Genomic DNA, 12,378 nt, shown 5'->3' with positions numbered 1-12,378 from the left:
TCGGCGGACCTGAGCCAGGAGATCGCATGGCGACCACCGCCCCCACCCCCAGTCCCGACCAGGTGCGCCGCTGGCGCCGCTACCTCGCCGACGAGCTCGCCGAGGCCTCCGTGTACCGCGACCTCGCCGGCCGCCGCTCCGGCGAGGAGCGGGAGATCCTGCTCGCGCTCGCCGTGGCCGAGGGACGCCACGAGGAGCACTGGCGCGAGCTGCTCGGCTCCGCGGCGGAGCCCGCGCCCCGACCGGACCTCCGCACGCGCTTCCTCGGCTTCCTCACCCGCCGTTTCGGCTCCGTGTTCGTCCTCGCCCTGATCCAGCGCGCCGAGGCCCGCTCCCCCTACGCCGACGACGACGACGCCACCGAGGCGATGGCCGCCGACGAGCGGATCCACGGCGAGGTCGTCCGCGGGCTCGCCGAGCGCGGTCGCAACCGCCTCTCCGGGACGTTCCGCGCGGCGGTCTTCGGAGCGAACGACGGCCTGGTCTCGAACCTCGCCCTCGTGCTCGGAGTGGGGGCGAGCGGAGTCGGGACGGGCGTCGTCCTGTTCACGGGCATCGCGGGCCTGCTCGCCGGCGCCCTCTCGATGGGCGCGGGCGAGTTCGTCTCGGTGCGCTCGCAGCGCGAGCTGCTCTCGGCCTCCAGCCCGGACCTCGACGCGAACCGCATCGTCCCCGATCTGGACGTCGACGCGAACGAGCTCGCCCTGGTCTACCGCGCTCGCGGGATGACCCAGGAGCAGGCCGACGCGCGTGCCGCCTCCGTCTTCACGGGCCTGCGCGGCGGCGCCGTCACCTCCCCCATCACGCTGGGCGGTCCCGCAGGAGACCCCGACGTCGACGAGCACGAGTCGATCGGCACGGGCATGGGCGCGGCGCTGTCGAGCTTCTGCTTCTTCGCCTCGGGCGCGATCATCCCGGTGCTGCCCTACCTGCTCGGCCTGACGGGGCTCGCCGCGGTGGTCGTCGCCTGCGTGCTCGTGGGCATCGCCCTGCTCGCCACCGGCGCGGTCGTCGGGCTGCTCTCAGGCGCCCCGCCGCTGGCCCGGGCGCTGCGCCAGCTCGGGATCGGCTACGGCGCGGCACTGGTGACCTACCTCCTCGGCCTGCTCTTCGGCGCGTCCGGAGTCTGAGCCTCGGCCTCGAGGAGCTGCGCGGACTCGCGCGGCTCCTCGGCGCGGGGCCGCACGACGACGCCGCGCCACCGCAGCGCGGCCACTCCGACCGCCAGCAGCAGCGACGCCGGCAGGCAGCCCAGCAGGGGGATGCAGGAGTAGTAGAGGAGCTGCCGCTGGATCCACGCGGGCGAGGGCACGTCGGAGTCGCCGTAGTAGGGCGGAGGCGGCGAGGAGTAGCCGGTGTAGAGGAGCGCGAGGCCGATCAGGGTCCCCGCGAGGCCGGCGAGCAGGAGCACGAGGAGCCACGGGTTCCGCAGCAGGGGCGCCTCGCGCACGGGCTCGGCGGGAGGTGCGGGAGCGGGGTCGGCGGCCGGCTCCGGCAGGGGTGCGGGCGCGGTCTCGGCGCCGAGGCGGTGCGACCGCCGGCCCTCGGCGGCTCCGGCGATGTCGGGCAGGGCCATGATGCGGCGCGGTCCCGGCACGGACGAGGAGCCGGGGCGGACCACGCGCGACTCCGGGGGCGCGGGACGAGCGGCGGCTCCGGACGTGGCGGCGGAAGCGCCGGGGGCGGCACCCGTGCCGGGCCTGGCGAACGCCCGCTCGTCGCCTCTCAGACGCTCCACCGGTCCCGAGAACCCGCGCTGGAAGGCCGGGTCGTAGCGCGGGTCGACCCGTTCGTCGTCGTCAGTCATCGTCGCGACCCGTCATCGTCGTCCCCGGTCATCGTCGTCCCCGGTCATCGTCGACCTCCGGCTCGTGGGAGAGGATCCCGCGCAGCCAGTCGCGGGCCTCGAGGAACACCTCGTCGTCGTAGCGTCGCACGGAGGTGACCGGGCGGCGGTCAGCGCGCGGATACGAGCCGAGGAAGATCACCTTCGGGCTGAAGCGCCGCAGCCCCATCAGCGCGTCGGCGACCCGCTCGTCCTGGACGTGCCCGTCGAGGTCGATGACGAACCGGTACCGGCCGAGGGCGTCGCCGATCGGCCGCGACTGGATCATGCTCAGGTTCACCCCGCGGGTCGCGAACTGCTCGAGCATGTCGAGCAGGGCGCCCGGCTGGTCGGCCGGGAGCTCGGCGATCACGCTGGTCTTGTCGGCGCCGGTCGGCTCGGGCAGCGCGTGCGAGCGCGAGACGTGCACGAAGCGCGTGACGGCGTTCGGGTTGTCGCCGATCCGCTCCGCCAGCACCGCGACGTCGTGGTGGGCGACGATCCCGGGAGGGGCGATGGCCGCGTCCGCGGGCGATCCGCCCAGCAGGTCGACGGTGGCCTGGACGTTGCTGGAGGCCGGCAGGTGCTCGTGGCTGGGGATCTCGCGGTCGAGCCACACCCGGCACTGTCCGTAGGCGACGGGGTGCGCGGCGACGGTGCGCACCTCCTCGAGGCTCGTCCCCGGGCGGCCGACCAGGATGAACGACACCGGCACCAGGTACTCGCCGACGATGCGCAGCCCCGGGATCCGCGCCAGCGCGTCCTGCGCGGCCGTCACTCCGCCCTCGACCGAGTTCTCGATCGCGATCACCGCGCCGTCGCTGCGGCCGGTGACCAGATCGCTCAGCGCCTCCCCCACGTTCGCGACGCTGCGCCACAGCTGTCCGCGCGCCTCCGGGACCTGCGCGAGGGCCGCCTCCGTGAACGTGCCGCTGGGCCCGAGATAGCTGTAGGCACGGGTCTCGGGGGCGCTGTCGGGCATGGCGCAAGCCTAGCCAGCCGCGGTACCCCTGGAGGGGGCCGAACTGCCACTATGGACCGCATGACCGATCGCGCAGGGAAGCCGGCACAGGCCTCCGATCTCATCGACGTCGAGGCCCTCGTGAGGGCGTACTACGAGAAGAAGCCGGACGTCTCCGACCCGGCTCAGAAGGTGGTGTTCGGAACCTCGGGCCACCGCGGATCCTCGTTCGACACGGCCTTCAACGAGGACCACATCGCCGCCGTCACCCAGGCGATCGTCGAGTACCGGACGGAGCAGGGCATCACCGGCCCGCTGTTCATCGGCGCCGACACGCACGGGCTCTCCCGCCCGGCCCTCACCACCGCCCTCGAGGTCCTGGTGGGCAACCAGGTCCGCGTGCTCGTGGACGAGTTCGACGACTTCGTGCCGACCCCGGCGCTCAGCCACGCGATCCTCCGCTACAACAACGACCCCGCGCACACCGACCGGGCCGACGGCATCGTGGTCACCCCCTCGCACAACCCGCCCCGCGACGGCGGCTTCAAGTACAACCCGCCGCACGGCGGCCCCGCCGACTCCGACGCGACGACCTGGATCGCCGACCGGGCCAACGAGCTCATCGCCGACGGCAACCGCGGCGTGACCTCGGCCGAGCCCTCCGCGGTCGAGACCTACGACTACCGCACGCACTACGTCGCGGACCTGGCGAACATCATCGACCTCGACGCGATCCGGAAGGCCGGCGTGCGGATCGGGGCCGACCCCCTCGGCGGCGCCTCCGTGCACTACTGGCAGCTGATCGCCGAGATGCACGGCCTCGACCTGACCGTGGTGAACGGGGAGGTCGACCCGGCCTGGGGCTTCATGACCCTCGACTGGGACGGCAAGATCCGGATGGACCCGTCCTCCCCCAGCGCGATGGCCTCGGTGGTCGCGCGCGCCGGCGACTTCGACATCCTCACCGGCAACGACGCCGACGCGGACCGGCACGGCATCGTCACCCCCGACGGCGGGCTGATGAACCCCAACCACTACCTGGCCGTCGCGATCGACTACCTCTACCGCCACCGCACCGGCTGGCGCGAGGACGCGGCGATCGGCAAGACGCTGGTCTCCTCCTCGATCATCGACCGGGTCGCGGAGTCGCTGGGCCGGCGCCTCTGGGAGGTCCCGGTGGGCTTCAAGTGGTTCGTCCCCGGGCTGGTCGACGGCTCGGTCGGCTTCGGGGGCGAGGAGTCCGCGGGCGCCTCGTTCCTCCGCTTCGACGGCACCGTCTGGACCACCGACAAGGACGGCATCCTCCTCGCGCTGCTCGCCTCCGAGATCGTGGCGGTCACCGGGAAGAGCCCGTCGGCGCTCTACCGCGAGCTGACCGAGCGCTTCGGCGACCCGGTCTACGAGCGCGTGGACGCGGTGGCGACGAAGGCGCAGAAGGCGGCCCTCGGCAAGCTGGACGGCGACGCGATCGCGGCGACGACCCTCGCAGGGTCCGAGATCACCGCGAAGCTCTCGAAGGCGCCCGGCAACGGCGCGGCCGTCGGAGGCGTCAAGGTCGTCACGGAGGACGCCTGGTTCGCCGCGCGCCCCTCCGGCACCGAGGACGTCTACAAGATCTACGCCGAGAGCTTCCGCGGCCTCGACCACCTGCACGAGGTCCAGGCCGAGGCGCGCACGATCGTGGACGCGGCGCTGAACTCCTAGGCGCTGCGCTCAGTCGCCCGAGAAGGCTCGTTCCCGCCCAGGAGGACGAGCCTTCTCGGGCGACTCAGCGGCGGTGAGGAAAGGGCCGGCTACCAGCGCGGGTGGACGGTGGGGCGGAAGTGGGTGTCGTAGAGGGCGTTCACGGCCTCCATGCAGGCGGGGCCGAGGGGCGCGGCGGAGGCGGCGGCCGCGTTGGCGCGGGCCTGCTCGGGCGAGCGGGCGCCGGGGATCACCGAGGTGACGCCCTCCTGCTGGATGATCCAGGCGAGTGCGGCCGCCGCGGGGGCGAGGCCGTGGTCGTCGGCGAGGCGGGAGAACTCCTGCGCGGCCTCCACGCCGGTCGCGAAGTCGACGCCCGAGAAGGTCTCGCCGACGTCGAAGGCGGAGCCGTCGCGGTTGTAGCTGCGGTGGTCCTCCGGCGCGAACACGGTCTCGGTCGTGTAGCGGCCGCTGAGCAGGCCCGAGGCGAGCGGGACGCGCGCGAGGATGCCGACGCCGGCCTCGCGGGCGGCGGGCAGCACCTCGTCGAGCGGCTTGAGGCGGAACGCGTTCAGGATGATCTGGACGCTCGCGACGTTCGGGCGGGCGATGGCGGTCAGCGCCTCCTCCGTGCGCTCGACCGAGACGCCGTAGGCGGCGATCGCGCCCTCGGCGACGAGGGTGTCGAGGGCGTCGTAGACGGCGTCGTCGGAGTAGACGGAGGTGGGCGGGCAGTGCAGCTGCACCAGATCGAGGGTGTCGACGCCGAGGTTGGCGCGCGAGCGGTCGGTCCAGGCGCGGAAGTTGTCGAGCACGTAGTTGGCGGGGATCTGCTCCGCGCGACGGCCCATCTTGGTGGCGACGAAGACCTGCGCGTCGGGGTGCGCCGCGCGGTAGGCGCCGATCGTCCGCTCGCTGCGGCCGTCGCCGTAGACGTCGGCGGTGTCGAAGAGGGTCACCCCCGACTCCACCGCTGCGTCGAGCACGGCGAGGGCGTCGGTCTCGGCGACATCCCCCCAGTCGGCACCGAGCTGCCAGGTTCCGAGGCCGACGACGGAGACGGGGGCGCCGGTGCGTCCGAGGATTCGAGTTTCCATGCCTCCACCGTAGGTGCGGCCGAGCCCGCGGCGGACCCCCTTGCGCGTGCTCTAACGTCGAGGGCATGCCCCTCCTCGTGCTCGGAAGCGCCAACCTCGACCACGTCCACCGGGTCGCCCGCATCCCCGCTCCCGGAGAGACGGTGCTCGCCCTCGACGCGAGCACCTTCCCGGGCGGCAAGGGCCTCAACCAGGCCGTCGCGGCCGCACGGACCGAGCCCGGCACCGTCTTCGTCACGAGCCTCGGACGCGACTCGGCGGGAGACCGGCTCGCCGCGGTCCTCGGCGAGGAGCCGCTGGAGCTGCGCGCCCGCCGCGGCGACGTCCGCACCGGCACCGCGCAGATCACCGTGGACGAGCGCGGGGAGAACGCGATCGTCGTCGACTCCGGAGCGAACGCCGCCCTGGTCGGATTGACCGCCGAGGAGTCGGCCCTGGTGGCGGCGGCCGACGCCCTGCTCCTCCAGCTCGAGATCCCGACAGCGACGGTGACGGAGGCGGCCCGCGCCGCGCGCGCCGGCGGCACGGTGTCGATCCTGAACGCCGCCCCGATCGGACCGCTGCCGGAGGAGCTCCTGGCGGTGCTCGACGTGCTGATCGTCAACGAGCACGAGGCCCGCGATCTCGCCGCCGATCGCGGCATCACCGCCGCCGACGACGACGCGCTCGCCGCTGCCCTCACCGCGCTGGTGCCGCTCGTGCTGGTCACCCTCGGCTCCGACGGCGTCGTCGTGGCGGTCCGCGACCGCGAGCCGGTGCGCACCCCGGCCTTCCGGGTGGAGGCCGTGGACACCACCGGCGCCGGGGACACCTTCTGCGGCGCCTTCTCGGCCCGGCTCGCCGCCACGGGAGCACGGCTCGACGATCCGGAGCAGCTGGTCGCCCTCACCCGCTGGGCGAGCGCGGCCGCGGCGATCTCGGTCACCCGCGCCGGAGCGGCGGTGTCCGCGCCGACGGCGGCCGAGACGGACGCGTTCCTCGCCGAGCGCGCCTGAGGGGGAAGCTCCTCAAGGAGGACGGAGCGGACACCGACCCCGGGCGGCCCGGAGCACCGTCGCTCCGGTCGGCACGGTGCACTCCGAAGAAGCACGAGAGCGCCCGGCCCGGCTCCGCTCCTCGCGGCGGGGCGTCCCGCCCGGCGGAGAGCCGCGCCCGCTAGCGGATCCGGCTAGTCGATCGCGGCGACCCGGACGGTCACCCGCGGCCGCAGCTCCGGATGCACCCGGACGCACCACTCGCGCACCGCGGCTCCGATCGCGCGCGCCACGTCCGGCGCGGACGCCTCCGCGGTCACGCAGAGATCGACGGCCACGGACACCTCGTCCCCCGCGACGCGGACGAGGACCGGATCGGCGAACGTGCCGCCGCTCGCGGTGCCCAGCGGCTCGACCACGATCCCGGTCGCGCTCAGCGCCGTCGCCGCGTGCGCGAGCACGTCGCGCACCTCGGGCCTGGCCGGCATCAGGGTCGCGACGCCCTCCAGGGCGCGCAGCTCCGCAGCGAGCGCGGACGCCGGATCGACCGGGGCCGCCGCCTCGAGGCCGCTCACGACTCCTCCGTCCCGGGGACGTAGACGTCCTCCACGCGGACGTCGATCCTCGACACCCGCAGCTCGGTCTGGGTCAGCAGCCGCGAGTGCACGCGCTCGCGCACCTGCTGGGCCGCCTCGGCGATCGGCACCCCCCAGAAGACCGAGATCGTCAGCTCCACCACGACCTCCGCGCCCGGCTCGGCGATGTCGCCGACCAGGCGGCAGCGGCCGACCAGCACGCCGGCGACGCTGTCGCCCGCCTCGCGCACGAGTCCGCGGACCGCTCCCTCGGTGATCGTGAGCGCCACGTCGGGCTGGACGCTCGCCAGCGGGATGTCGCGTCCGGCCCGCGACTCGCGGCGCACCTGGGTGAGGATCGAGCCGAACCAGCTCTCCTCCGGCGCGGGCAGGCGTGCGGCGTCGTCGTCGATGAGCGCGCCGGAGAGGGCGCGCACGCGCTCGAGGGCGCGCAGAGTGCGCCGGTGCTCCGGCGACTCCTCGATGGCGGGGTCGTACGGAGTGCGCCCGCGGTCGAGGTAGTCGCTCAGCTCGTCGATGCCGATGCCGTCGCCCTCCTGCTCCGTCGCGTCCGCCTCCTGCTCGAGCGCGGGCGGCAGCACGACGTCGTGCTCCCCCGCGCGCTCCGGCCCGTCGCCGGGACCCTGGTCCGCGTTCATCGCGTCTGCTCCCTCATCGCCAGTCCTCCATCGCCACGACCAGCGACTCGCGCGCGCGCGCGAGCTTGCCCCGCACGGCGGTCACCGTGAGACCGAGGTGATCGGCGATCTCGTTGTACGACTCCCCGCCGACCTCGCGCAGCACCCAGCACTGCCGCTGCGACTCCGGCAGCTCGGACAGGGCGTGCGCGAGAGCCCGCATGGCGTCGCTCTGCTCGGCGGCCTCGAACGGGCCGGGCTCTCGGGCCGGGGGATGCTCCACGGCGTCGACGTCGTCGGTCGGGCGGCGCTGGCGCAGCAGGTCGACGCTGGAGCGGCTGACGATCCGCATCATCCAGCTGCGCACGCTCGCCGGCTCCTTGAGCTGCGGGAGCTGCGCCCAGACCGTGATCAGCGCGTTCTGCACGGCGTCGGAGGCGTCGGCCTGCGAGCCGGTGAGGCGCCAGGCGTAGGCGCGGAGGATGGACTGGTGCCGCTTGACGAGCACCTCGAAGGCGCGCACGTCGCCCTCGGCGGAGCGCTCGGCGAGCAGCGCGTCGCTCGCCGCTTCCAGTCCGGGCACGGCGCCTCCTCCCTCTCCGCTCACGCGGCCTCGGGCCGCCTCTCAGGTGACGCTCAGGAAAAAGTCCACCGAGCACCGTGACGAACGCCGTCCGGGCTCCGTCTCACTCATGAAAGCACAGCCCGACCGGATTTCCGACGGGCCTTCGACCCCGGTCTGCTCAGCAACGGCAGCCGATGAGACGTCCAGGAGACCTCATGAGCGACACCACGCGCACCCCCTCCACCACCCGCGTCGACAAGACCTCCGTCGACACGGTCACGAGCCTCGGCGGCTCCCGGACCTCCGGCACCGCCCAGGGCACCACGGTCATCGACGACAGCGTCGTGGCCAAGGTCGCCGGCATCGCGGCCCGCCAGGTGCCCGGCGTCTTCGCCCTCGGAAACAACGCCGCCCGTGCCTTCGGCGCGATCCGCCAGGCCGTCGGCGGTGCCGACCACGCCCAGGGCGTGAGCGTCGAGGTCGGCGAGACCCAGGTCGCGGCCGACGTGACCATCGTCGTCGAGTACCCCGTGCCGATGCAGAAGGTCGCCGACTCCGTCCGCGCCGCCGTCTCCGAGGCCATCACCGAGCTGGTCGGCATGGCCGTCTCCGAGATCAACGTCGCCGTCGTCGACGTGCACATCCCCGGCGACGACAAGGACGACGAGGCCACCGAGAGCCGCGTCCGATGAGCGACTTCCAGCGCCCCGCGCCCACCGCCCCCGGCGGCCGCAGCACCGTCCTCGGTGTCGTGGTCGGCGCGATCCTCGCCTTCGCGGCCCTGATGTTCGGCTTCTGGGGCTTCGTCCTCACCGCCCTCTTCATGGCCCTCGGCGTCGTGATCGCCCGCATCGCCGACGGCACCCTCGACGTGCGCAGCCTCGTGGACGTGTTCCGCGGCCGCACCACCTCTCGCTAGGAGCCCACTGTGACCGCTCTCGACACGCGTCCCGCATCGCCGGTGGCGGGCACCGTCACCATCACCGTCCGCTCCATCGAGCGCGCCGCCGTGGCGATCGTCCACGAGGAGCTGGGCGTGGAGGTCTCCGCGATCCGCGTCCGCCTCTCCGACGACAGGGGCGGTCTCGCCCTCGCGGTGACCGCGCCGGTCGTCGTCGAGCCGGGCACCGCCCCGGCCGGCGGCTCCCTGCTCGAGCGCCTGCACGGCGACCGCACCCGCATCGCCTCCCGCATGGAGGCGCTGACCGGGCGCACCGTCAGCCGGATCGACATCCGGGTCACGGGCACCCGCACCCGAAGCACGAGGAGAGTCGCATGAGCCCCGCACCGTCGGCGCCCGACACCCGTTACAGCCGCTACCTCCGTCGCGAGACCCACAAGTCCCGCTCCGCCGCGCAGATCGTCGTCCTGGTGCTCATCGCCCTGGTCGCGGCCTACGTCGGCACGGAGGCGGTGCTCGCGATCCTCGGCGCCGCGCCCCTGCTCGCCGCACCGTCCGCCCTGCTGGGCGCGATCGTCGGAGTCGCGTCGCTGGCGAACCCCGCCCTCATCGGCGTGGCCGTCGGCGCGGGCGTCCTCGCTCTGGTCCTTCTGGTGCTCGCACTGGCGCCCGGGGCCCGGGCCCGCCACACCGTGGACGACGACCGCCTCGCCGTGGTCGTGGACGACGGCGTGATCGCCTCCTCCCTGGCCCGCGCAGCCCGCACGGCCGCCCACTCACGCCGCGAGGACACCCGCGCCTCGCTCGGCCGGCGCACCGCACTGGTCGAGGTGACCCCCGCCTCCGGCATCGCGGTCGACCGCGACGCCGTGCAGAGCGCCGTCGACGAGGAGCTCGCCCGCATCGGCGCGAAGCCGGCCCCGCGCTCCACCGTCCGCGTCTCGACCTCCGGGAGGATCTGATGACCACGAGCAACCGCTTCGTCAACCGGCTCGTCCTGCTCGTCGTGGGCCTCGTGCTCGCGCTGGTCAGCGCCGGAGCCGTCCTGATCGCCGTCTCGCAGCCGGTCCGCGACTCCGTCCTCTCCTTCGCCGACGGCGAGGGCGCGGCCCTGGTGTCGCGCCTCTCCCCCGAGGAGGGCACCGCCTGGAGCGATGCCGCCGTCCTCTGGCCGCTCTACGCCGTCGTCGGGATCTGCCTCCTCGGCATCGTCCTCGCGCTGGTGATGGCCTTCGCCCACGGTCACGGCCGCACCGGCACCGTCCTCCGCGACGAGGCCGAGGGCGCGCCCGCCGGAGGGATCGAGATCGCGACCGGCTTCGCGGAGGACGTCCTCGAGACGGCCCTCGCGGGCCGGACGGAGCTCCTCGACGTCACGGTCGCGGCCTACCGCCACGGCTCCGAGACGGCGCTGAAGGTGCGCGTCCTCCCCCGCGGCGGCGTCTCGCCCCGCACCGTGGTCGACGCCGTGCACCAGGAGGTCGACGCGCTCGACGCCCTGCTCGGCGCCCGCCTGCCGGTCCTGCTCGAGGTCGCCTCGAGCGCCCGGGCCGGCTTCTCCAAGGAGGACCGGGTCGCCTGACCCCGGTCCCGCAGCTTCCCCGGCACCCGCCGGCGGATGGTCACACCGAACAGAAGGAGCCCCTCATGGGTGCAGACGACAAGATCCGCAACGCAGCCGAGAACCTGGTCGGCAAGGCCAAGGAGGCCGTCGGCAAGCTGACGGACAACGAGCGCCTCGAGGCCGAGGGCCAGGCCGACCAGACCAAGGCCCACACCAAGAAGGTCGGCGAGGACGTCAAGGACGTCTTCAAGAAGTGATCTGACCGGAACCTCGACGGGGCCGTCACCGCATCAGCGGTGGCGGCCCCGTCGTCGTGCGTGGAGCGGGTGCGTCGAGCGTCAGACGCCCCAGAACATGATCCGGCCGGCGGAGGCCGCGTCGATGCTCTGGTCGTGGTTGTCGGCGGTGTGCGAGGAGTAGAGGATCCTGTCGCCGTCGACGCTGGTCACGACGCCCGTGTGGTCCCAGTCGCCCGAGCCGTCCCAGTCGAACTGGACGATGTCGCCCGGCTTCACCCGGCTCCGCTCGGAGTCGGGGATGGCGGTCGCGCGCTCGGGGTGCGCGGCGAGGTAGGCGTTGAACGCTGTCGACGACGCCCAGGCGGAGCTGTAGCCGCCGGAGGAGGAGTAGCTCCACTCGCCGTCCATCTCCCAGCCGCGGGCGATCAGGGACTGCGAGGTGAAATTGACGCAGTCGTTGCCCGAGATCACGCCGTACTGGGCCGAGTTGTAGTCGTTCCAGTAGGTGGAGAGGTAGTCGAGCTGCGAGGCCAGGCGGCTCGCGTCCAGCGCGGCCTGGGCCTTCGCGGCCTCGATCGCCGGGTCGGGCGTGTAGGCGAAGGTGATCGCCGAGGCGACGACCTTCGTGCTGGCGAGCACGCCGGTCGCGGCGGGGCTGGGAGTGGCGGTCGCGGTCGGGGCGGCGAGGTCGGTCGAGGCCTCGGCCGTCGTGCCCTCCGCGGCGCCCGACGTGTCGACGGCCGGCTGCACCGCGTCGGCCGGGGTCCCGTCGACGGTGACCGCCGCGGCGGAGTCGGTGACCGCGTCGAACGTGATGGCCTGACCGTCGGCGTCGAAGAAGGCGACCGGGACCTCGCCCGCTGCCTCTCCGTCGGCCGGAGGGGCGGTGACCGTGATCTGGTCGGGGTTGTCGACCGCGACGCTGCCCTCGGCCTCGCCGAAGCGCACGGTGGCGACCGAGTCCAGGTTCGATCCCTCGAGCGTCACGCTCGTGCCGCCGGCGACGGTGCCGGAGGTGGTGGAGACGGAGCTGAGGACGACCCGGGCGGAGGCGGTCGTCGCAGGGAGCACGGCGACGCTGGTCGAGGTCGGAGCAGCGGACGGCGTCGCGGTGGCCGACTCGGCCGAGGAGCCGGTGCCGACGGTGAGGCTCAGGCTCGACGCGACGGCCACGACGACGAGCCCGCCGGAGACGGCGAGCGCCAGCGTGCGCGGGGACGGGCGGAAGAAGGAGGCTCCGCGGCGGGCGGGCGCGGTGCGGAGCCGGTGCCCCTCCGCTTCGCGGCGGTCGCGGCGGGACGAGAACGATCCCTCCGGGGCGGGGTGCACCGGGGCGGGAGCCGAGGGCTGCGCGGG

At 73.9% G+C, this 12,378-nt stretch carries 16 protein-coding genes; 9 read left to right on the top strand and 7 right to left on the bottom strand.

What is annotated here, in order from left to right:
• The first annotated feature begins 26 nt into the window (after nt 1–26).
• Nucleotides 27–1,130: a VIT1/CCC1 family protein gene (locus C5C53_RS13300; RefSeq protein ID WP_104267753.1), complete on the top strand. Its 1,104-nt coding sequence runs from the start codon at nt 27–29 to the stop codon at nt 1,128–1,130.
• Here C5C53_RS13300 and C5C53_RS13295 read toward each other — a convergent pair.
• Together C5C53_RS13295 and pheA are read right to left on the bottom strand one after the other, a co-directional pair.
• The gene (locus tag C5C53_RS13295; protein ID WP_104267752.1) at nt 1,091–1,807 is read right to left on the bottom strand and encodes a hypothetical protein; all 717 of its coding nucleotides are present in this window, start codon (nt 1,805–1,807) and stop codon (nt 1,091–1,093) included. The genes C5C53_RS13300 and C5C53_RS13295 overlap by 40 nt on opposite strands.
• 28 nt (nt 1,808–1,835) lie before the next feature.
• Nucleotides 1,836–2,807: a prephenate dehydratase gene (gene pheA, locus C5C53_RS13290; protein ID WP_104247578.1), complete on the bottom strand. Its 972-nt coding sequence runs from the start codon at nt 2,805–2,807 to the stop codon at nt 1,836–1,838.
• 60 nt (nt 2,808–2,867) lie between these two features.
• On the opposite strand from pheA, the gene pgm reads away from it, so the two are divergent.
• Nucleotides 2,868–4,490, top strand: a complete 1,623-nt coding sequence (pgm, locus tag C5C53_RS13285) for a phosphoglucomutase (alpha-D-glucose-1,6-bisphosphate-dependent) (protein WP_104226793.1) — start codon at nt 2,868–2,870, stop codon at nt 4,488–4,490.
• An 89-nt stretch (nt 4,491–4,579) separates the two neighbouring features.
• On the opposite strand, the gene C5C53_RS13280 is transcribed toward pgm, so the two are convergent.
• A complete protein-coding gene (locus tag C5C53_RS13280) occupies nt 4,580–5,566 on the bottom strand; it encodes an aldo/keto reductase (RefSeq protein WP_104267751.1) in 987 nt (328 codons plus the stop codon).
• Between the two features lie 65 nt (nt 5,567–5,631).
• Here C5C53_RS13280 and C5C53_RS13275 point away from each other — a divergent pair, with 65 nt between their 5' ends.
• On the top strand, nt 5,632–6,561 hold the full coding sequence (locus C5C53_RS13275; RefSeq protein ID WP_104233945.1) for a ribokinase: 930 nt from the start codon (nt 5,632–5,634) through the stop codon (nt 6,559–6,561).
• A gap of 173 nt (nt 6,562–6,734) precedes the next feature.
• Here the strand turns inward: C5C53_RS13275 and C5C53_RS13270 are convergent, their stop codons facing one another.
• The 3 genes from C5C53_RS13270 to C5C53_RS13260 are packed head-to-tail and all read right to left on the bottom strand — an operon-like array spanning nt 6,735 to nt 8,336.
• Complete coding sequence (locus C5C53_RS13270; RefSeq protein WP_104267750.1) at nt 6,735–7,115, bottom strand: hypothetical protein; 381 nt, start codon at nt 7,113–7,115, stop codon at nt 6,735–6,737.
• Nucleotides 7,112–7,774: an Asp23/Gls24 family envelope stress response protein gene (locus tag C5C53_RS13265; RefSeq protein ID WP_104233947.1), complete on the bottom strand. Its 663-nt coding sequence runs from the start codon at nt 7,772–7,774 to the stop codon at nt 7,112–7,114. The genes C5C53_RS13270 and C5C53_RS13265 overlap by 4 nt, the downstream gene beginning before the upstream one ends.
• A gap of 13 nt (nt 7,775–7,787) precedes the next feature.
• On the bottom strand, nt 7,788–8,336 hold the full coding sequence (locus C5C53_RS13260) for an RNA polymerase sigma factor (RefSeq protein WP_104224956.1): 549 nt from the start codon (nt 8,334–8,336) through the stop codon (nt 7,788–7,790).
• 197 nt (nt 8,337–8,533) lie between these two features.
• On the opposite strand from C5C53_RS13260, the gene C5C53_RS13255 reads away from it, so the two are divergent.
• From C5C53_RS13255 to C5C53_RS13230, 6 genes are all read left to right on the top strand, one after another.
• On the top strand, nt 8,534–9,010 hold the full coding sequence (locus tag C5C53_RS13255; RefSeq protein WP_104226785.1) for an Asp23/Gls24 family envelope stress response protein: 477 nt from the start codon (nt 8,534–8,536) through the stop codon (nt 9,008–9,010).
• The gene (locus tag C5C53_RS13250; protein WP_104224954.1) at nt 9,007–9,237 is read left to right on the top strand and encodes a DUF2273 domain-containing protein; all 231 of its coding nucleotides are present in this window, start codon (nt 9,007–9,009) and stop codon (nt 9,235–9,237) included. Before C5C53_RS13255 ends, C5C53_RS13250 begins: the two co-directional genes overlap by 4 nt.
• A 9-nt stretch (nt 9,238–9,246) precedes the next feature.
• Nucleotides 9,247–9,597, top strand: a complete 351-nt coding sequence (locus tag C5C53_RS13245; RefSeq protein WP_104224953.1) for a hypothetical protein — start codon at nt 9,247–9,249, stop codon at nt 9,595–9,597.
• Nucleotides 9,594–10,181 carry a DUF6286 domain-containing protein gene (locus tag C5C53_RS13240; protein WP_104226787.1) on the top strand — a complete coding sequence of 196 codons (588 nt, stop codon included), beginning with the start codon at nt 9,594–9,596 and terminating at the stop codon, nt 10,179–10,181. Before C5C53_RS13245 ends, C5C53_RS13240 begins: the two co-directional genes overlap by 4 nt.
• Nucleotides 10,181–10,801: a hypothetical protein gene (locus C5C53_RS13235; RefSeq protein ID WP_104224951.1), complete on the top strand. Its 621-nt coding sequence runs from the start codon at nt 10,181–10,183 to the stop codon at nt 10,799–10,801. The genes C5C53_RS13240 and C5C53_RS13235 overlap by 1 nt, the downstream gene beginning before the upstream one ends.
• Before the next feature lie 65 nt (nt 10,802–10,866).
• Nucleotides 10,867–11,040 (top strand): CsbD family protein, encoded by a 174-nt coding sequence (locus C5C53_RS13230; RefSeq protein ID WP_104226788.1) that lies wholly within the window; start codon nt 10,867–10,869, stop codon nt 11,038–11,040.
• 81 nt (nt 11,041–11,121) lie between these two features.
• On the opposite strand, the gene C5C53_RS13225 is transcribed toward C5C53_RS13230, so the two are convergent.
• On the bottom strand, nt 11,122–12,378 hold a 1,257-nt coding region (locus C5C53_RS13225), incomplete at its 5' end, for an amidase domain-containing protein (protein ID WP_104267749.1).

This window comes from Rathayibacter sp. AY1E3 (genome assembly GCF_002932235.1).
Classification (GTDB): Bacteria; Actinomycetota; Actinomycetes; order Actinomycetales; family Microbacteriaceae; genus Rathayibacter.
This window is presented reverse-complemented; position numbering and strand designations above follow the sequence as displayed.